The sequence below is a fragment of the Chelativorans alearensis genome, from assembly GCF_010993735.1.
Lineage (GTDB): Bacteria > Pseudomonadota > Alphaproteobacteria > Rhizobiales > Rhizobiaceae > Chelativorans > Chelativorans alearense.
The window spans coordinates 340,282-359,671 of record NZ_WQNI01000002.1 but is presented as its reverse complement, the minus strand read 5'-3'; the positions used below and the strand labels follow the sequence as shown (position 1 = coordinate 359,671).

Genomic DNA, 19,390 nt, shown 5'->3' with positions numbered 1-19,390 from the left:
ATGATTAACGGTATGTAAACAAGCTTGATACGGGGGAGAGAGGGCGCGGTAACAAAACTGCGGGGCGCCAGGCCCCGCAGTTTTGTGTCTGTCCTTTGCGAGGGGTCCTACCCTTGCGGCTGTGGCTCCATCCCAGCGTCGGGCTCTTCGCCGCCCTTCTTGTTCTCCTTGCGCGCGCCCGCCTTGGGCACGGTGGAGCCGCGCGACGGCGGTGTATCGTCGCCGAGGTCGCGCGCGGGCTTCTCGCCGCGGAGGATGGCACGGATTTCGTCGCCCGACAGCGTCTCGTATTCGAGCAGCCCCTCGGCAACAGCGATCCATTCCTTCTTCTTCTTGGTCAGGATCTCGCGCGCTGTGTCATAGGCCTCGTCGATGAGCCGGCGAACCTCCTGGTCGATCTTCTGCTGCGTCTCCTGCGACATATTCTGCTGGCGCGCGACCGAGTGGCCCAGGAACACCTCCTCCTGGTTCTCGCCATAGGCGACCTGGCCAAGCTTGTCGGAAAAGCCCCACTGCGTGACCATGGCGCGCGCGAGCTTGGTCGCCTGCTCGATGTCGGAGGCCGCACCCGAGGTGATGTTCTCCTTGCCGAACTTGATCTCCTCGGCCACGCGCCCGCCCATCATGGTGGCGAGCCGCGAGATCATCCACTTATAGCTCATGGAGTAGCGGTCGCCCTCGGGCAACTGCATGACCATGCCGAGCGCCCGCCCACGCGGAATGATGGTCGCCTTGTGCACCGGGTCGGAGGATGGCGTGTTGAGCGCCACCACTGCGTGCCCCGCTTCGTGGAAAGCGGTCAGCTCCTTCTCCTCCTGGGTCATGGCGTGCGAGCGCCGCTCCGCGCCCATCATCACCTTGTCCTTGGCGTCCTCGAACTCGGCCATGGTGACGAGGCGCTTGTTGCGGCGCGCCGCCATCAGAGCGGCCTCGTTGACCAGGTTGGCGAGATCGGCGCCGGAGAAGCCCGGCGTGCCGCGCGCCACCACCTTGAGGTCGACGTTGGGCGCGAGAGGCACGTTGCGCACGTGGACCTTGAGGATCTTCTCGCGGCCGGCGATGTCCGGATTCGGAACCACGACCTGCCGGTCGAACCGACCGGGGCGCAGGAGCGCCGGATCGAGCACGTCGGGCCGGTTGGTGGCGGCGATCAGGATGATGCCTTCGTTGGCCTCGAAGCCGTCCATCTCGACCAGCAGCTGGTTCAGCGTCTGCTCGCGCTCGTCATTGCCGCCGCCGAGGCCAGCGCCACGATGGCGGCCGACCGCGTCGATCTCGTCGATGAAGATGATGCAGGGCGCGTTCTTCTTGGCCTGCTCGAACATGTCGCGCACGCGGGAAGCGCCGACACCGACGAACATCTCGACGAAGTCGGAGCCCGAAATGGTGAAGAAGGGCACATTCGCCTCACCCGCGACGGAGCGGGCGAGCAGCGTCTTACCCGTTCCCGGAGGACCGACGAGCAGCACGCCGCGCGGGATCTTGCCGCCGAGCCGCTGGAACTTCTGCGGGTCGCGCAGGAATTCGACGATCTCCTCAAGGTCTTCCTTGGCCTCATCGACACCCGCCACATCCTGGAAGGTGACGCGGCCATGTGCCTCGGTCAGAAGCTTCGCCTTCGACTTACCGAAGCCCATGGCGCGGCCGGAGCCAGATTGCATCTGCCGCATGAAGAATATCCACACGGCCAGGATGAGGATCATCGGCAGCCAGGAGATGAAGTAGCCCAGTATTGAGTTGGAGCCGTCCGATTCCGGCCGTGCATTGATGGTCACGCCACGGTCTTCCAGCCGCTGCACGAGGCTCGCATCTCCCGGCGAATAGGTCTGGAAAGGCGTCTGGTTGTCCGTGTAGGTGCCGGTGATGCGGTCCCCGGTGATCGTTACGCTCTCAACGCGGCCGTTCGACAATTCCTGGAGGAACTCCGAATAGGCGATGTCGCGCGTCGCCCCCCGCTGCTGGGGCGCCTGGAAGAGGTTGAACAGCGCGATGAGCAGAACGGCGATGATCGCCCACAGCGCAAAGTTTCTGTAATTCGGATTCATGTGCGTCCTGTAAGTGCGCCGAGGCCGGCATCATCCAAGCACTGGTTTCAACTAACATAGGGAGCGTGCGCAACGTTGCCAAGCGCAAGCCCACTATTGCGCCGGTATCCTAACCGATATGGTTATCTGTTCTCCTCTTTGTGGCCGCGCCATGGCAAGGGCGGAATAGTCGCACCACCGATCACCCCGGCAACCGCCCGCGCCGGAACAAGGTCGAACGAGGGCAAAAGCCGCGCCCACGGCCCCGCCACCGGCCGCAGGGACACCACCGCTCCTTCGCTCGCACGGCCGAGACACCGCCCATCGCGCCAAAGCGCCGGTTCGGCCGCAAGGGCCGACCGCACGAGGCCTGCGGGCGCGTCCACATCGGCAACCTCGGCTTCCCGAGCATTCTCGGCGCCGAACGGAGCAAGCGCCAGATCCTTTCGCTCGCCACGCACCATGACGCGGTATCGCCCGTCCCAGATCATGCCGTCGGCTAATGCCAGCCGCGGCAGATTGCGCCTCTCCCGGTATATATAGAGACGCCCACGCCTGACAGCGATCACCGCCCGCGACAGAGTGGCGCGAAAGCCCTCGTCTCCCGCACGTGCCAGGATAGCGGCGGTGCGCGCCTCGTCGGGCAGATGCGGCGTGCCGCCGGCAACGGCCAGCAGGATGCGGAGTGTGTAGATGGCGGCGCCCCTCTCCGCCTCCTGCAGCGCCGAATGCGGTAGATAAAGGAGACCCGGCGCTCCGAGCCGCGCCGCGCCGGCGATAAGAGTGGCGGCCCTTTTCCCCGCATCCTCCCGTGCGAGGGCCGCTTCCCGCGCCTGGCCGGTTAGCCGATCGATATCCTCCTCACCCAGCGCCTGGCGCACGCGCGCCCGCTCGAACCGTCGGTCCCTGTTGCTCGGGTCATCGACCCAGCCGATGCCTCGCGCCTCAAGAAAGCCGCGCAGCGCGCTTCGGCGCACCTTAAGAAGCGGCCGGACGAACCAGACGCGGCCATCGTAGAGCGTCGCCGGGGGGATGCCGGCGATCCCTCGCCCGCCTCCGCGCTTCAGCCGCATGGCCAGCGTCTCGGCTTGGTCGTCCGCCGTGTGGCCGGTCAATACGAGGTCGCTGTCGGCCGCACCCGCCGCCCCCGCCAGAAGCTGCAGCCGGGCTTCCCGCGCCGCGGCCGAAAGCCCTGTCGCCGGCTTCGGCCCCTCCCATCGAAGAACACGGTGCGCGATGCCGTGCGCCGCGCACAGCCTGCCGACCGAACGCGCTTCCTCGGCCGCCTCGGCGCGCAGGCCATGATCTACGGTCACGGCCAGAAGCGATGGTCCGCTTTGCGCGCGTTTCAGATAGTCGCGGAGAAGGAGAAGAAGGGCAAGCGAATCGCCGCCGCCCGAAACTGCCGCGATCACGCATCTGCGCCCGGCAAGATCGATCGCGGAAAGAAGAGGAGCCGCCGCGAGCGGGGACACCTGGCTCAGCAACCGGCGGTAGCCTGTTCCCGCCTGACCCGCTCCCTAAGCGCGTCAGAGGCCTGTGGGTAGCGCTGGCCGATCTCGGTGAAGGTCGCGCAGGCGACGTCGATCTGGTCGAGTGCAGCAAGAGAGACACCGAGCTTCAGGAGCATCTCCGGCGCCTTGCCGGCGTTGGGATGGTCGCGGTTGGCCTGCAGGAAGACCTCCGCCGCCTCGCGGTGGCGGTCCTGCCCCAAGAGCGCTTCGCCCAGCCAGAAACTGGCGTCGGCGGCGTGCTGCCCGTCGGGAAAGCGCTCAAGATACTGGCGGAAGCCGGCCTCCGCCGTACCATAATCGCCGGAAAGAACGAACTCGTAGGCGTTGCGGTAAATCTCATCCGGATCGTCGGAGGGCGGTACGGCGGCAATGACGGAGCCACCGTTGCCGGCCCCCTGGCCGCCCTGCAAGAGATCCACCGGCCCGCCGGTGCCGCTGGAGACGAGATTGCCGTCCTCGTCGAGGGTGATGGTGCCGAGCGTACGCGGCGGCTCCCCGTGCGTCGGGGCGGTGGTATCCGCCGTGCTGGCCGTGCCCGTGGCCGGGTCGCTGGAGGGGACTGCGGGACGTTCAGCCCTCTGAACCGGTTCGGCGCCCGTCGCCTCGGAGCGCTTGCCCTCCAGCTCTTGGAAACGAAACTCGTTGTCTTCCTGCATGCGGCGCAGCTGGTCCTGCGTCTCCAGGAGTTGGAAGTTCAATTCCTCCACCCGGCCGTTCAGCCGCCGCACCTCTTCCTCGAGGGCGATAAGGCGCGGGTCGCTCGCCTGGGCCAAGATAACGGGTGCCCCATGCCGGCTTTCTTGGCCGATAGTGGGGGTATCGGGCAGACGCGGCTGGAACCCCGCTTCGCCGCTCCCCACCGTGGCGGCGAGGGAGAAGGCTACAACGGCCAGACCGCTCAAATATGTTCGGAACAGCATTCCTGTCTCGCTCTTGAAAAGGAAGTGATAAATACGGCGGCAGCCGCCACCGCCTTCCCTTTATCAGGCCGTGAGACTTCGGCCAAATTTTGATTGCCGCGCAATGCAAGAAGGGCGGCATCGTTTGCCGCCCTCAGGAACCGCTCTCGCTCGGGCGTCAGCTTCCCGCCCCGCCCAACACCGTGACGGCGCGCCGGTTCTGCGACCAGCAGGAGATGTCGTCACAGACGGCAACCGGCCGCTCCTTGCCGTAGGAGATCGTGCGGATGCGATTCGCCGGTACGCCCTGCGACACCAGGAAGTCCCGCGCGGCAGCGGCGCGGCGGGCGCCCAGCGCCAGGTTGTATTCACGCGTGCCGCGCTCGTCGGCGTGGCCTTCCATGGTGATGGAGTAGGACGGGTACTTGTTCAGCCACTGTGCCTGACGGGTAAGCGTGGCCTGCGCGTCGGAACGAATGACGGAGGAATCCGTATCGAAGAAGATGCGGTCGCCGACGCTGACTGTGAACTCCTGCGTGGAGCCCGGCGTTGCCGACCCCGCGCCCCCCAGGCCGAGTTCGGCCGCCGTGTTGGGAACCTGCTGCTGGGACCGGCATCCGGCAACCGCAAGGGCTGCGAAAAGGGCGATGGCAACGGGATTTCTAGTCAGGGCTGCGATACGGCGCATTGCCGTCACTCCTTGGCATTTGAGTGGATTTCTTCAACACCTAGTAACCATGGCGCGGTTAACGCACGTTCAAAAAACGAGGTTAACGCTTCGTTGCTTTCGCTTTATCCCGCCCGCACCACATTACAGAAACCGTGATTCGGACGGTAGTGGCAAATGCGGCTGAAAGGCGGCGGAAATCATTTCAGCAGTGGAGACCACGCCGGGTCGGAGCCGAAATTCGGTGTCGCCACCGGCTGCTCGTTGCGGCCTGTGAGGTCGATGGAATAGAGCTTCGGCCCAACCGCGCCGGCATCCTGGCGGAAGAACATGATGACCCGGCCGTTGGGCGACCACGTCGGCCCCTCCTGCAGGAAGCCCGACGAGATGATCCGTTCGCCCGAGCCGTCGGTGCGCATCACGCCGATCTGGAAGTTCCCGCCGCTCTGCTTTGTAAAGGCGATGAGATCGCCGCGTGGCGACCAGACTGGCGTCGAGTAGGCGCCGTCGCCGAAGGAGATGCGGCGCTGGTTCGAGCCGTCGGCACCCATGACGTAAATCTGCGCCCGCCCGCCCCGGTCGGAGGTGAAGACCACCTGGCTGCCGTCCGGCGAATAGGAGGGCGAGGTGTCGATGGCATTGGTGTCGGTGAGCCGCGCTGTGTTCCGCGTCCTCAGGTCCATCGTGTAGATATTGGAATTGCCGTCCTCGCGCAGCAGGCTCATGATGACCTTGTCGCCGTTGGGCGAGAAGCGCGGCGCAAAGGTCATGCCCGGGAAGTTGCCCACCAGCTCGCGCTGGCCGGTTTCGAGCTGCAGCAGATAAACCTGCGGATTGCCGCTCTCGTAGGACATGTAGGTGATTTCCTGACGCTGCGGCGAAAAGCGCGGTGTCAGCACGATCGAGCGGCCGTCGGAGAGATATTCGTGCCTGGCGCCGTCCTGGTCCATGATGGCAAGCCGCTTGACGCGGTTGTCCCGCGGCCCCGACTCGCTGACATAGACGATGCGGCTGTCGAAATAGCCCTTCTCGCCGGTGAACTGCTCGTAGATCGTGTCGGCGATGATGTGCGCGACGCGGCGCCAGTTTTCCTGGTTGGCGAAGAGCTGCTCGCCTGAGAGCTGCCGGCCGGCGAAGGTGTCCCACACACGGAACTCCACGCGCAGCCGCCCGTCCGGCTCCTGCGTCACGCGTCCCGTCACCACAGCCTGTGCGTTGATGACCCTCCAGTCCTCGAAGCGCGGCGTCACGTCGGGGTTGGATATTTTCTCGATGAAGGCATTCTTCTCGATCGGCGCGAAGAGACCCGAGCGCCGGAGATCGGCGGAAATCACACCAGCGATCTCGACACCCATCGCATCGCCCGACAGAAAATCGGTGATGGCGATCGGCACCGGCTCGACGACGCCTTTGTTGATGTCGATTTCGACCAGCGCCCGCGCCGGGACAACCGCCAGCGCGGCAATGCCTGCGACGAGCGCCACAATGGCGAGGGTCGTTTTCACGAATTTCCGCATCAGCTCATGCCTCTTGAATTCTCGGGTAGGCGCCCGGTACGGGCTTGCGTCAGAACATATCCGTGGGGTCGAAATTCATTTTCATCTCGGCCCAGGCGTTGTATTTTTCGGCGGGCAGGTTGTAGGGCTGGCACCGCAGGATAGCACGCCGTGCCGAGTCGGCTACTGCGCGCTCCACGCTCGAGCTGACGCTGGAAACGATCTCTGGGTTGCCTTCAACCGCACCGCTTGGGTCCAGCCGGAACTGGATCGAAATCCTCACGCCCTCCAGGCCCATGGCGCCCGCCGGCACCTGCCAGCATTGCTCCATTTTCCTGCGAATGGCGTCCTCCTCGCTCTGCGTCAGCGTCTCGCCGGCAGTCGTGCGCTCGCCCCCGAGCGCGGCTTCTTCCGTGGAGCGCTTGGCACCGCCGCCGGAAGCCTGCTCCTTGTTCAGGAGCGCGGCAACCTGATCGAACAGCTCGTCGTCCTTCTCCTCGTTCCTCGCCTGCTCGCTCGCCGTCGGCTTCTCCGTCTCCTTGCGTTCCGGCGCCTTGGCCGTCTGCGCCTTCGGCGGCTGCGGGCGCGCCTGCGGCACGGGAGCCGACTGGGGCAGGCTCACGCTTTCGTCTTCCGCATTCTCCGCCACCAGGGGCTCCTCGGCCGGCTCCGGCGTGACTTCCTGTCGAGGCTGCGGCTCCGGCTCGCGCTCGGTGGCCGGCGCGGGCACGTCTTCGGCCTTTGCCTGCTGCGTCTCCTCGACGGGTCTCTCCACGGGCTTGGGCTGGGGCTCGGGGGCCGGAGCCGCTTCAGCCGTCCGCTCCACCGGTTTCGGCGTCACCTCCGGCGTGGGCGGCGTCTTCTGGTCCGTATCCGCCTCGCCCACCTTCTGCGCGTTCTCCACCGGGTCGGGACGCTGGGTCGGCGTCGGAGTAGGCTTCTGCTCCAACGGCGCCTTTTTGTCGCCTTCCTGAACCTGTGAGAAGCTGTCGACAGGAACGATGTCGACCGGCAGCGCCTCGACATCGGCCACTTCATAGGCGCGCGGCGCCGACAACGAGAATATCCCGAAGCCGAGAAGCACCGCGTGCATCGTGACCGATGTGACGAGACCGGTCTTCATGAAGATCAGCTGTCCTGTTCCTGCAAGGTGACGAGGCCGAGATTGCGGAAGCCGGCGGCCGAGATGCGCGCCATCACCCGCATCACCGTGCCGTAATCCGCGGACTTGTCGCCGCGCACATAGATGCGCTCCTCATAACCGGCCTGGGCGATGGCCTCCAGCTTCGGCACCACCTCGTCGATCGGGATCTCCGTTTCCTGGAGATAGATCAGCCCCTCGTTGTTGACCGATATGGTGATCGGCGTCGTTTCGGAATTCAACGCCCTGGCTTGTGTCTCGGGCAGGTCGATGGGCACGCCAACTGTCAGGAGCGGAGCGGCCACCATGAAGATGATGAGCAGCACCAGCATCACGTCGACGAAGGGCGTGACGTTGATTTCCGACATCAGAGCGTGCCGGCGCCCGCGGCGCCTGCGCCCGTTTCCGCCCGCGTGGACCGAGGAAACCGACATGGCCATCAGGCGTACTCCTCTGCCCTTTGCTTCGGCGCAGCTTTCTCATCGATTTGCCGCGACAGTATGGCGGAGAACTCATCGGCGAAGCCTTCCATCCTGGAGGCCAGCTTGCCGGCGTCGGATGTCAGCTTGTTGTAGGCGATGACCGCGGGAATGGCCGCCAGAAGCCCCATGGCGGTGGCCAGCAGTGCCTCGGCGATACCCGGCGCCACCACGGCAAGGTTGGTGGATTTGGAGCCGGCGATGGCCTGGAAAGAGGTCATGATGCCCACCACCGTGCCGAACAAGCCGATGAAGGGTGCCGAGGAGCCAATCGAAGCGAGGAAGCCGAGCTTGCCTTCGAGGCGCTCCATCTCGCGCGTCAGCGCCAGGTCCATCGCCTTGTCGACACGCGTCTGCAGGCCGAGCGGCGAGCGCGCGCCCTTCTCGAAGCTCTTCTTCCACTCGCGCATGGCGGCCACAAAGATCGACCCCATGCCCGCCGTCTTGCGCTCCGACAGCGAGCGGTAGAGCTCCTCCAGCGACTGCCCGGACCAGAACACCTGCTCGAAGCGGTTGAGCGCGACACGCATGCGCGCATAGGCAACCGTTTTGTCGACGATGATAGCCCAGGTCCAGATGGAGGCGCCGAGAAGGCCGATCATCACCAGCTTGACGACCCATCCTGCCTGCCAGAACAGCGCCCAGATGGACAAATCCCCACCCGGCGCGGTGAGCGCTACACTTTCCATGGACAAACATCCTCGTAAAATCTGGGCAGCATCTGTGCCGATCCGTCCCGCCCGCGTGGCCGCGTCACCCAATGAAGCCGCAGCGCCCCCCGCGAGCTTTCATTCGCGCCTTTTTCCGGGAAATTTTGGTCAAAGGAAGGCGCGCGTGCCGCTGGTTATGCCTAGATCATATGGGGAGTCATGGTTAACGGTGTATTACGAATAGACCGATAATTGTCGGAAATCGTAATTATTCAAAGGCCTGTGCACCCTCACCTTACTCTGGACGGCGCAGAAAAGCTGCCGCCCACTCCTTGGGAAAGCGCCGCGGCTTTCCCGAAACGCCGATGATCGCTGCCTCCACCCGCGCCTCCACCAAGAGCTCGCCATCGCGCGAAAGCTGCTGCGCCATGAAGATTCGCGCACCCGAAATCCGCTCCACCCGCGTATCCACGATCACGATGTCATCGATGCGGGCGGGCTGGCGGAACTCGATATCCATGCGCCGCACCACCCAGGAAAGCCGCTCCCCATGCTTGCCGTCGGCAAGCTCGGTGTGGTGGACACCGGCCAGACGCAGGAAATCCGAGCGCCCACGCTCCAGGAACTCGAGATAGCGCGCGTGGTAGACGACGCCGGTGAAATCCGTATCGGCGAAATAGACGCGCGCCTGCAGGCGATGGCCCTCGGGCGTAAGCTGGCCGCTGAGGCCGGCGATCAGCGCGTCGTTGCGGTCGACGTCGGACAAGGACTGCTATTCCTCCTCCTGGAACAGGCTAATCTGCGCCTGTGTCAGCTCCTTCGGCGCCGTCAGCCCCAGATGTTTCCACGCCCGCGCCGCCAGCACGCGTCCGCGCGGCGTACGCTGGATGAAGCCCTGCTGGATGAGATAAGGTTCGATGATGTCTTCGATGGCATCGCGCGGCTCGGAAAGACCTGCCGCGATGGTGTCGATGCCGACAGGCCCGCCGCCGAAGTTCTCGACGATCATGGTGAGGTAGCGCCGGTCGAGCTGGTCAAGGCCGAGCGCATCGACTTCCAGCCGCGACAACGCCTCGTCGGCCACCTTGCGCGTCACCTTCTCCGCACCCGCGACGGAGGCGAAGTCGCGCACCCGGCGCAGGAGCCTGCCGGCGATGCGCGGCGTGCCGCGGGCGCGCCGGGCAATCTCTTCCGACCCGTCCTCCGTCAAAGGCAGGCCGAGAATGCGCGCCCCGCGGGTGACGATCGCCTGCAGCTCCTCCACCGTATAGAACTCCAAACGCACGGGAATGCCGAAACGGTCGCGTAACGGTGTAGTCAGCAACCCGAGCCGCGTCGTCGCCGCCACCAGGGTGAACTTCGCAAGATCGATCTTCACCGAGCGCGCCGCCGGCCCCTCGCCGATGATGAGGTCGAGCTGGTAGTCCTCCATCGCCGGATAAAGGATTTCCTCCACCGCCGGGTTGAGCCGATGGATCTCGTCGATGAAGAGCACGTCGCGCTCTTCCAGATTGGTGAGCAGCGCCGCCAGATCGCCCGCCTTGGCGATCACCGGGCCCGACGTCGCGCGGAAGTTGACGCCGAGTTCGCGCGCCATGATCTGCGCCAGCGTCGTCTTGCCGAGCCCCGGTGGCCCGACGAAGAGCACATGGTCCAGCGCCTCGCCACGCCCGCGCGCCGCCTCCACGAACACCTTGAGGTTCGCCCGCGCCGCCCTCTGCCCGACGAACTCCTCGAGCGTCTGCGGCCGCATGGTGGTGTCGACATCCTCGCCGCGCTTGTCGGAGGAGATGAGGCGGTCGGCCTCGCTCATGAAAGAAGCTCCATGCCGGGGACGGATTTTGCTGCCTCGCGGTCGAAAGTCACCGTGGCAGAGCAGCCATTGTCACGATTGATGCCGGCGATAAGCACATCGGAAAAGTCCTGGTGACGCGACTGGAACCATTCGCTCCAACCCTCCAGATGCATGGAAGCAGGAACGACGAACTCGACAGTTTCAAGGAGTTCCGACAGCAACTTGCGTCCTATTTCCCGATCCGTTTTGTACACGCGCTCCAACACCCAGATCGTTTCAGCGACGACCACCGGATTGACGAACAGCGCGCCGCGGCTCTTGTTGTTCTTTATCAACCCGACCACAGCTTCATACTGGCGTGCATCATCGCGTGTCAGAAGCCGGACGATAATGCTCGTGTCAACGCCGAGCACGTGAGCGCTCGTACTTCTCGGCAGCCGCGTCTGCAATCGCCTCGTTCATCTCCTCGATCGACACAGGCTTGCGGCCGGGAACGTATAGAGCACCAGCAAGATCAAGCGCGCTCCGGTTTTTCGGAACGAGCACAACCTTGCCTTCAACGAACTCGTAGCCAATCCTGTCACCTGCCCCGATCTTCAGGAACTCCCTGACTTCCGCCGGGATCGTGGTCTGACACTTCGAGGTCAGTTTCGATTCGATTCCCATTTCCTTACACCATGGAGATTTCCTTACTTTATAGAATAGTAAGAATAGGCCCGTTTGCAAGGAATTCCATGCGCACCTCTACCGCGCCAGTTCCCTCAGCCCCAGCCGGATCAGCGTACCCGCCTCCGCGCCCTCGCCGGCCGCCTTCAGCGCCGCGGCCACTGCGTTCGCCGCCACGTCGCGCGAATAGCCGAGATTGGCGAGCGCCGAGACCGCGTCGGAGACGGGCGCCGCCGCCACGCCCTCTCCCAGCTCCTGCTTCAGCCCGATGGTTCCCGTGGCCTCGCCCGCGTAGGCCGGCGCCTTGCTCTTCAGTTCCGTGACGATGCGCTCGGCCACCTTGCGGCCGACGCCCGGCGCCCGCGCCACCATCGCGACGTCCTTGAGGGCGATGGCGTTGGCAAGTTCCGCCGCCGACAGCGTCGACAGTACCGACAGCGCCACCTTCGCCCCCACACCCTGCACGTTGTTCTGCAGCAGGCGGAACCACTCGCGCTCCAGCGCCGTGCGGAAGCCGTAGAGGCGGATCATGTCCTCGCGCACATAGGTCTCGATGAACAGCGTCACCGCCGTGCCGACGCCGTCCAGCCCCGCAAGCGTGCGCGCAGGGCAATAGGCCATGTAGCCCACGCCGCCGACGTCGACGATGCAGTGATCCTCGCCGATCTCGTCGACGATGCCCTTCAGCTTGCCGATCATTTCACCGTTTCCAGCGCCAGGCGGTAGGCGACCGACTGCCGGTGATGGGCGTGGCAGATGGCGATCGCGATAGCGTCCGCCGCGTCGTCGGTATCGAACTGCGCTTTCGGCATCAGCACCTTCACCATCATGTGGATCTGCTTCTTGTCGCCGTGGCCAACGCCGATCACCGCCTTCTTGACCGCATTCGGCGCATACTCGGCCACCCGCAGGCCGGCGCGTGCCGGCACCAGCATGGCGATGCCACGCGCCTGACCGAGCTTCAGTGTTGCGGCCGCGTCCTTGTTGACAAAGGTCGCCTCCACCGCAGCCTCCTCCGGCATGTGCGCATGCAATATGCCGGAAAGGCCGTCGTGAAGCTGGCACAGCCGCGTGGCGAGATCGGTTTTCTCATCCGAACGCACGGTGCCCGCCGCCACGAAACGCAGCGAATTGCCCAGCGTCTCGATGATTGCCCAACCGGTGCGCCTCAGCCCCGGATCAATGCCAATAATGCGAATCGCGCCTGCCATGGCACTACCATAGCCGCCGCCAGACCTATTGCCATCAGCCAACGCGGAGAACAGGAACAATGGGAAGAAAAATCGCACAGCAGACGGCGTGGGCAGGGCGGCAATAAGCGCCCTTGCCGCCTGAGGATCGACTCAACCGCGCCCGAAGGCGGTTTGCAGAAGGGTGATCTGGTCGGAAACGGGGTTGACTGTTAACGGCTCCTCGAAAGCCCGCTCCGCTTCCGGACCGTAGATTTCCTCATCCATGCGCCGCACCAGCGCTTCCAGCCGCAGCGAGCGCCGCACCAAGCTGCGGAATGCCTCGGGCAACTCGGCCCAGCCCGGCGCATCCTCGTTGACGGAGGCGGTGTCGAGCCGAACCTTTGCCTTCTCGACCGCCACCTGCTCCCGCGTCATCTCACCGGAGTTGGCAGCCCTTTGCAGCAGTAGCCACGAGGCAAGCTGCATGAGCCGCGTCGTCAGACGCATCGATTCGGCCGCATAGAGCCCTGCCGCGGCCCGCGGCAGCTCCTTGGCGGCCAGGCGCCCATCGCCATCGAGATATTCGGCCGCCTCTTCGACCAGCCCCATGCCCTCGTTGTAGAGCGGCTTGAACGAATGGGAGAAAACCCGCCTCTCGGCCAACTTCACCATGTTGGCGCTGCCCGTACTGCCCGTGATCATGCGTATCACGCCCCAATCCCAACGCGCCCGATCCGGCGCATGTCCATCTTTATTGCCTTCTTGAGAGCTGAAAATGCGCCTTGAAAAGCCTGAACGCAAGCCCTCGCTTAATAAAGCGTTAACGGCCGATTCCGGCGAAAATAGCGATGACTGAAACAAAAAAAGAGCCGCGGTTGCGGCTCTCAGGAGTTTAACAGGGAGGCGTCAAACAGAATGGCTCCAGCCACTCGGTAAGAATCCAGATCACTGGATAAACACAGTAAACACCCGTAAAGCTTAACAGGGAGTTAATGAAGTTGTAGATTCTCGATTAAAAACCGCGGGCAAATGTCCCTTATCCTCACATCGTCTTTGCCAGATCGCGCAGCTTGAACTTCTGGATTTTCCCGGTCGACGTCTTCGGGATTTCCACAAAAAACACGTGGCGCGGGCACTTGAACGAAGCGAGCAGCCGCCGGCAATGGTCGATGATCTCCTCCGCGCTTGCCTCCTTCCCCGGCTTCAATTCGACGAAAGCCACCGGCGTCTCGCCCCATTTGTCGTCGGCGCGCGCCACCACGCCACAGGCGGCAATGGCCGGATGCTTGTAGAGCGCGTCCTCCACCTCGATGGAGGAGATGTTTTCGCCGCCGGAGATGATGATGTCCTTGGAACGATCCTTGAGCTGGATGTAGCCGTCGGGGTGCAGCACGCCGAGATCGCCGGAATGGAACCAGCCGCCGGCGAAGGCCTCGTCCGTCGCCTTCTTGTTTTTCAGGTATCCCTTCATGACGATGTTACCGCGGAACATCACCTCGCCCAGCGTCTCGCCGTCCGGTGGGACGGGCTCCATGGTCTCGGGATCCATCACCGTCAGCCCCTCCAGCGTCGCATAGCGCACGCCCTGCCGCGCCTTACGCGTCGCCTGCTCCGGCCCGTCGAGGCCGTCCCACGCCGTCTTCCACTCGTTCACCACCGCCGGGCCGTAGGTTTCCGTCAGCCCGTAGAGGTGATTGACGATAAAGCCGGCGTCCGCCATCGCCGCCAGAACCGATTCGGGCGGCGGCGCGGCGGCCGTGTTGAAGATGACGGTCTGCGGGAAGTCGCGGCGGTCCGCCTCCTCGGCGTTGACCAGCGTACCCATGACGACCGGCGCCCCGCACAGATGCGTCACGCCATGGTCGGCGATGGCGTCGTACATGGCCTTCGCCCGCACCCAGCGCAGGCACACATGGGTGCCGACCTGGATCGCCAGCGTCCAGGGAAAGCACCAGCCGTTGCAGTGGAACATGGGCAGCGTCCACAGATAGACCGGGTGCCGCCCGAAGCCGGCATGGACCGTGTTGGCAAAGGCCATCAGCGCCGCCCCGCGATGATGGTAGACGACGCCCTTGGGATTGCCCGTCGTGCCCGAGGTATAGTTGAGGGAGATGGCGTCCCACTCGTCATCCGGCATCGCCCAGGCAAAATCGTGGTCGCCGGAGGCAACGAAGGCTTCGTACTCGACGCTGCCGATCGGCTCGCCCTTGGGATGGGGCGCGTCGGCGGGATAGTCCGGGTCGTCGTAGTCGATCACCAGCGGCTTTACCTTGGCCTTGGCCAGCGCCTCCTTCATGACGCCGGAAAACTCGCGGTCGACGATCACCACTTTGCTGTCGGCGTGGTCGAGCTGGAAGGCGATGACGGCTGCGTCGAGGCGCGTGTTGATCGAATGCAGCACGGCCTTCGTCATCGGCACGCCGAAATGCGCCTCCAGCATGGGCGGCGTGTTGGACAGCATCGCCGAGACCGTATCGCCCTTGCCGATGCCCTGGCGGGCAAGGGCAGAGGCGAGCTGCCGCGAGCGCTGCCAGAATTCACCATACGTGCGCCGGGTCTTGCCATGGATGATGGCCGGATGGTCGGGAAAGACCCGTGCTGCCCGCTCCATCAGCGTCAGCGGCGTCAGCGGCTGGTGATTGGCGGGGTTCCTGTCGAGATTCTGTGCGTAAGGATTGTCGCTCACGTTTTTCCCTCCCAGGTTTTTCCTCCATTCTTAGGACAGGAGATGCGGCCTCACCAGCCCCAAAGGCTTGTAGTGCCGTCGTGGATGAGCTTGAGCGAAACGATCAGCACCATCGTATACATGAAGGGATAGAAGACCTGCGGCTTCATGCGCTTGACGACCCACACGCCGGCGAGCGTGGCGAGCGGCGCCAGCGGCACGAGGATCAGCGAGGCGGTCAGGTTGGTGGTGTCGAACTGGCCGAGCGCGAAGTAGGGGATCAGCTTCACCGCGTTGACGATGGCGAAGAAGATGACGCTCGTGCCGGTATAGAGCTTCGGGTCCTGCTTCAGCGGCAGGGCATAGACCTGGTAAGGCGGGCCGCCCGCGTGGGCCACGAAGCTGGTGAAGCCGGAGACTGTGCCCCAGAAGAAGCCCTTCGCAGGGTTGTGACCGGCGACACGCTCGCTGCGGCGCACCTTTTCAACCGCCCAGCGCAGGAAGAAGAGGAAGGTGACGATGCCGACGATGAGCCGCACGTGCCCCTCGGTGACGACAGCCGCCGTCAGCCAGCCGACGGTGATGCCGATAAGCGCGCCGGGCAGCATGATGGCGAGCAGCCGTCGGTCGAAGAAGCCGCGCCAGGCCCATAGCGAGACGATATCCATGACGATGAGGATCGGCAGCAGGATGGCCGCCGCCTGCACCGGCGGCACCACCAGCGCGATCAGCGGCACGCCGAGCAGCGCCATCGCCCCGCCGAACCCGCCCTTGGACAGGCCGACCAGGATGACGGCCGGGATCGCGGCCAGATAGAAAAGCGGATCGCTGAGAATGGGAGCCATGTCGAGACGTCGATTGTGAGGTAGCGGCATAGACTCATTCCCGCCGCTTGACGAGGGGCGGCGGCGAAGTTTCCGATTTCTCTTGTGGGCTTACCGCCCCTTCGCTATGCCCCAATCAAACCAAAAACGGCGGGCAGAACCGGCTGCCCGCCAATACCGGAAAGCGATATCGGTACGCCATGAGTGAAGTGGAAACGCCCAACCGCTGCCGCATCGTGCTCATCGCCCCGCCGGCCGGCGCGGACGATGCGGCCCGCCTCGAGGCCGCGCTGTCGGCCGGCGACGTCGCCTCGCTCATCCTGCCCGACTACGGCGCCGACGAAGCGGCCTTCCAGGCCCGCGCCGAACGGCTGACCCCGCTCGCCCAGGCGCGCGGCGTCGCCGTTATCATCGCCGGAGAGCCGCGCACCGCCGCCCGCGTCCAGGCCGACGGCATCCATGTCGAGGGCTCGAAGTCGGAGCTGGCGGATGCCGTCCGCAAATATCAGGACCGGATGACGATCGGCTGCGGCGGCGCAAAGACCCGCGATGACGCATTGGAACTTGGCGAAACGCAGCCCGACTACATCTTCTTCGGCCGCTTCGGCTACGATTTGAAGCCGGAGCCCCATCCGCGCAATCTCACGCTTGGCGCCTGGTGGTCGCAGATGATCGAGCTACCCTGTATTGTGATGGCCGGCGCCGACATCCAATCCGTGCAGGCGGTGGCCGAAACCGGCGCGGAATTCGTCGCCCTCGGCACCGCTGTCTTCGCGCCGGATGCGGACCCGGCGTGCATGGTGGCGGAAGCCAACAGGCTGCTCGATCGGCACGCGCCCGTATTCGAAGACAGGTGACATGAACGAAGCCGCAAAGTCCTGCCTCTCGATCCTCTTGCTTGCGCTTGCCACGGGCCGCCAGGCTGCGTGGGCGCAGGAGGATGGCGGCACGGACACGCAGGCCAGACCGGGCCTCCAGGAGCCCTCGCCCGGCGAGGTTGACCCCAAGCGCTTCGGCAAGGTGCCGGATCTTGCCTTCGGCGCCTTCCAGCGCGGGCACTATCTCACCGCCCTGGAGCTCGCCCGCCCCCGCGCCGAAGCAGGCAATTCCGCCGCGCAGACGCTGATGGCGGAGATCTACGCCCGCGGCCTGGGCGTCGCCCGCAACGCCGAGGAAGCGGCCAGGTGGTATGGCAAAGCGGCGGAACAGGGCGACCCCGAGGCACAGATGCAATACGCGCTCATGCTCATAGACGGCCGCCTGGTGAAGGAAGATCGGGAAAAAGCCTACACCTTGATGCGGAGCGCGGCTGAGGCCGGAAAGCCGCTCGCCCAGTTCAACCTCGCGCAGATGTTGACCGACGAGGGCGCTTCCATGGAGGAGGCGGTCGACTGGTACGAGCGTGCCGCCAAGGCAGGTTTGCCCGACGCGCAATATGCGATGGCACAGGTGCATGCCAACGGCGTCGGCGGTCAGCCGGAGGACGCGGCCGCGGCGCGGCGCTGGCTGCTGCGGGCCGCGCGCCAGAACTATGACACCGCACAGCTTGACCTCGGCACATGGCTCGTCGAGGGCCGCGGCGGGGAGGCGAAGCCCGAGGAGGGCTTTGCGTGGCTGAAGCGCGCCGCCGACGGCGGCAACGTCGCCGCCCAGAACCGCGTCGCCAAGCTCTATCGCGCCGGCGTCGGCGTCGAGGCGGACCCTGTGGAGGCCGCCGCCTGGTACATCCTGGCGCGCCGCGCTGGCCTCGTGGACCGCGAGATGGAGGATTTCATGGACGGCCTGACAAACGAGCAGCTGAAGGCCGCCCTGGAGCGCGCCAACAGGCTGCGATAAGGCAGTACGGCCGCGAGGGGCGCTTTGCCCTGCTGCGCTACCGCACCCACCTGTTCCCTTCCCGCCCGTCTTGCTTAGTTATGTGTTTTGTGGTCTTGGAGGCGCCGGCTCGCGCCCATGCGACGCGGACACGTATCAGGACAGGTCACGATGAAGATCAACGGCAACGAAATCCGTCCCGGAAACGTCATTGAGCACAATGGCGGCCTGTGGGTCGCGGTGAAGACGAATGCGGTCAAGCCCGGCAAGGGCGGCGCATACAACCAGGTCGAGCTCAAGAACCTCATTGACGGCACCAAGCTCAACGAGCGCTTCCGCGCCGCCGAGACGGTCGAGAAGGTGCGGCTGGAGCAGAAGGACTTCTCCTATCTTTACGAGCAGGGCGAGGCGCTGGTCTTCATGGATACGGAGACCTATGAGCAGCTTGAGCTGCAGAAGGATTTCGTCGGCGACCGCGCCGCCTTCCTGCAGGATGGCATGACCGTGACGGTGGAGCTCTATCAGGAAAAGCCGATCGGCATTTCGCTGCCAGACCAGGTGACGCTGCAAGTGGTCGAGGCGGACCCCGTGGTCAAGGGCCAGACGGCGGCGTCCTCCTACAAGCCGGCGGTCATGGAAAACGGCATCCGCGTCATGGTGCCGCCGTTCGTCACCTCCGGTGAGAAGATCGTCGTCGACACCAACGACATCACCTATATACGCCGCGCCGACTGACGGCGCGTCTTACAACACGACTCCAGGGACATTCTCCATGCCGCGTTCGGCCATCATAAACGTCATGGTTCAAGCCGCCATGAAGGCCGGGCGCTCGCTGGCGCGCGATTTCGGCGAGGTGCAGAACCTGCAGGTCTCGCTCAAGGGCCCCGGAGACTACGTCAGCCAGGCCGACCGTCGCGCCGAGGAGATCGTCCACGCCGAGCTTTCGCGCGCCCGCCCCGACTATGCCTTCCTCATGGAGGAACGCGGCGTGGTGGAAGGCAAGGACGCCCAGCACCGCTGGCTGGTCGACCCGCTCGACGGCACCACGAATTTCCTGCACGGCATCCCAATCTTCGCCGTGTCCATCGCGCTCGAACGGCAGGGCCAGCTCGTCGCCGGCGTCATCTACAACCCGGCCATGGACGAGCTCTACACCGCCGAGCGCGGCGGCGGCGCCTTCTTCAACGACCGGCGCATGCGCGTGGCCGCGCGCACCCGGTTGTCCGACACGGTGGTCGGCACGGGCATCCCCCATCTCGGCCGCGGCCACCACGGCCAGGCGCTCCTCGACCTGCGCAACGTGATGGCCGAAACGGCCGGCATCCGCCGCATGGGCGCGGCCGCGCTCGACCTTGCCTATGTCGCAGCCGGCCGCATGGACGGCTTCTGGGAAGACGCGCTGCAGCCCTGGGACACAGCGGCGGGCATCCTGATGGTGCGCGAGGCCGGCGGCTTCGTCACCGACAGGAAAGGTGGCCAGGACATGTTCGGCACCGGCTCCATCGTCGCCGGCAACGAAACCATCCACCGCAGCCTTCTCAAGGCTCTCGCGAAGCCGGTTCGCTGATTCTGCCTGTAGAGGA

At 65.0% G+C, this 19,390-nt stretch carries 21 protein-coding genes; 4 read left to right on the top strand and 17 right to left on the bottom strand.

The features are described from left to right. Window positions 1–107 precede the first annotated feature (107 nt). The 17 genes from ftsH to GPJ75_RS04465 all read right to left on the bottom strand — a co-directional run bounded on the left by ftsH (window position 108) and on the right by GPJ75_RS04465 (window position 16,013). Complete coding sequence (ftsH, locus tag GPJ75_RS04545) at window positions 108–2,045, bottom strand: ATP-dependent zinc metalloprotease FtsH (RefSeq protein WP_163265551.1); 1,938 nt, start codon at window positions 2,043–2,045, stop codon at window positions 108–110. Window positions 2,046–2,167: 122 nt separating this feature from the next. Further along, window positions 2,168–3,439, bottom strand: coding sequence for a tRNA lysidine(34) synthetase TilS (tilS, locus tag GPJ75_RS04540; protein WP_163265549.1), 1,272 nt, complete (start codon window positions 3,437–3,439; stop codon window positions 2,168–2,170). Between the two features lie 65 nt (window positions 3,440–3,504). Next, window positions 3,505–4,458 (bottom strand): tol-pal system protein YbgF, encoded by a 954-nt coding sequence (gene ybgF, locus GPJ75_RS04535; RefSeq protein WP_163265547.1) that lies wholly within the window; start codon window positions 4,456–4,458, stop codon window positions 3,505–3,507. Between the two features lie 157 nt (window positions 4,459–4,615). Next, window positions 4,616–5,125, bottom strand: a complete 510-nt coding sequence (gene pal, locus GPJ75_RS04530) for a peptidoglycan-associated lipoprotein Pal (RefSeq protein ID WP_163265545.1) — start codon at window positions 5,123–5,125, stop codon at window positions 4,616–4,618. Between the two features lie 179 nt (window positions 5,126–5,304). After that, window positions 5,305–6,621, bottom strand: a complete 1,317-nt coding sequence (gene tolB, locus GPJ75_RS04525) for a Tol-Pal system beta propeller repeat protein TolB (protein ID WP_163265543.1) — start codon at window positions 6,619–6,621, stop codon at window positions 5,305–5,307. 49 nt (window positions 6,622–6,670) lie between these two features. Continuing rightward, entirely contained in the window at window positions 6,671–7,723 is a 1,053-nt protein-coding gene (locus GPJ75_RS04520; RefSeq protein ID WP_163265541.1) for a cell envelope integrity TolA family protein, read from the bottom strand. Between the two features lie 5 nt (window positions 7,724–7,728). After that, the gene (tolR, locus tag GPJ75_RS04515; protein ID WP_163265539.1) at window positions 7,729–8,181 is read right to left on the bottom strand and encodes a protein TolR; all 453 of its coding nucleotides are present in this window, start codon (window positions 8,179–8,181) and stop codon (window positions 7,729–7,731) included. Further along, window positions 8,181–8,909, bottom strand: a complete 729-nt coding sequence (tolQ, locus tag GPJ75_RS04510) for a protein TolQ (protein WP_163265537.1) — start codon at window positions 8,907–8,909, stop codon at window positions 8,181–8,183. The genes tolR and tolQ overlap by 1 nt, the downstream gene beginning before the upstream one ends. Window positions 8,910–9,165: 256 nt before the next feature. Next, a complete protein-coding gene (ybgC, locus tag GPJ75_RS04505) occupies window positions 9,166–9,636 on the bottom strand; it encodes a tol-pal system-associated acyl-CoA thioesterase (RefSeq protein ID WP_163265535.1) in 471 nt (156 codons plus the stop codon). A gap of 6 nt (window positions 9,637–9,642) precedes the next feature. Next, window positions 9,643–10,683 (bottom strand): Holliday junction branch migration DNA helicase RuvB, encoded by a 1,041-nt coding sequence (gene ruvB, locus GPJ75_RS04500; RefSeq protein ID WP_163265533.1) that lies wholly within the window; start codon window positions 10,681–10,683, stop codon window positions 9,643–9,645. Further along, window positions 10,680–11,078, bottom strand: a complete 399-nt coding sequence (locus GPJ75_RS04495; RefSeq protein WP_163265531.1) for a type II toxin-antitoxin system VapC family toxin — start codon at window positions 11,076–11,078, stop codon at window positions 10,680–10,682. The genes ruvB and GPJ75_RS04495 overlap by 4 nt, the downstream gene beginning before the upstream one ends. Beyond that, complete coding sequence (locus GPJ75_RS04490; RefSeq protein ID WP_163265529.1) at window positions 11,065–11,331, bottom strand: AbrB/MazE/SpoVT family DNA-binding domain-containing protein; 267 nt, start codon at window positions 11,329–11,331, stop codon at window positions 11,065–11,067. Before GPJ75_RS04490 ends, GPJ75_RS04495 begins: the two co-directional genes overlap by 14 nt. A 78-nt stretch (window positions 11,332–11,409) precedes the next feature. Further along, window positions 11,410–12,030, bottom strand: coding sequence for a Holliday junction branch migration protein RuvA (ruvA, locus tag GPJ75_RS04485; protein ID WP_163265527.1), 621 nt, complete (start codon window positions 12,028–12,030; stop codon window positions 11,410–11,412). Then, the gene (ruvC, locus tag GPJ75_RS04480) at window positions 12,027–12,542 is read right to left on the bottom strand and encodes a crossover junction endodeoxyribonuclease RuvC (RefSeq protein WP_163265525.1); all 516 of its coding nucleotides are present in this window, start codon (window positions 12,540–12,542) and stop codon (window positions 12,027–12,029) included. Before ruvC ends, ruvA begins: the two co-directional genes overlap by 4 nt. Before the next feature lie 132 nt (window positions 12,543–12,674). Continuing rightward, the gene (gene rcdA / locus GPJ75_RS04475; RefSeq protein ID WP_163265866.1) at window positions 12,675–13,205 is read right to left on the bottom strand and encodes a protease adaptor protein RcdA; all 531 of its coding nucleotides are present in this window, start codon (window positions 13,203–13,205) and stop codon (window positions 12,675–12,677) included. Window positions 13,206–13,545: 340 nt separating this feature from the next. Further along, window positions 13,546–15,189, bottom strand: coding sequence for an acyl-CoA synthetase (locus GPJ75_RS04470; RefSeq protein WP_163265523.1), 1,644 nt, complete (start codon window positions 15,187–15,189; stop codon window positions 13,546–13,548). 50 nt (window positions 15,190–15,239) lie between these two features. Beyond that, window positions 15,240–16,013, bottom strand: a complete 774-nt coding sequence (locus GPJ75_RS04465) for a sulfite exporter TauE/SafE family protein (protein WP_163265521.1) — start codon at window positions 16,011–16,013, stop codon at window positions 15,240–15,242. A gap of 179 nt (window positions 16,014–16,192) precedes the next feature. Here GPJ75_RS04465 and GPJ75_RS04460 point away from each other — a divergent pair, with 179 nt between their 5' ends. The 4 genes from GPJ75_RS04460 to GPJ75_RS04445 all read left to right on the top strand — a co-directional run bounded on the left by GPJ75_RS04460 (window position 16,193) and on the right by GPJ75_RS04445 (window position 19,374). Continuing rightward, window positions 16,193–16,849 carry a thiamine phosphate synthase gene (locus GPJ75_RS04460; protein WP_163265519.1) on the top strand — a complete coding sequence of 219 codons (657 nt, stop codon included), beginning with the start codon at window positions 16,193–16,195 and terminating at the stop codon, window positions 16,847–16,849. A 1-nt stretch (window position 16,850) separates the two neighbouring features. Beyond that, window positions 16,851–17,828, top strand: a complete 978-nt coding sequence (locus tag GPJ75_RS04455) for a tetratricopeptide repeat protein (RefSeq protein WP_163265517.1) — start codon at window positions 16,851–16,853, stop codon at window positions 17,826–17,828. Between the two features lie 150 nt (window positions 17,829–17,978). Then, window positions 17,979–18,542, top strand: coding sequence for an elongation factor P (gene efp / locus GPJ75_RS04450; RefSeq protein ID WP_163265515.1), 564 nt, complete (start codon window positions 17,979–17,981; stop codon window positions 18,540–18,542). Window positions 18,543–18,579: 37 nt separating this feature from the next. After that, window positions 18,580–19,374 (top strand): inositol monophosphatase family protein, encoded by a 795-nt coding sequence (locus GPJ75_RS04445; RefSeq protein WP_163265513.1) that lies wholly within the window; start codon window positions 18,580–18,582, stop codon window positions 19,372–19,374. Window positions 19,375–19,390 lie beyond the last annotated feature (16 nt).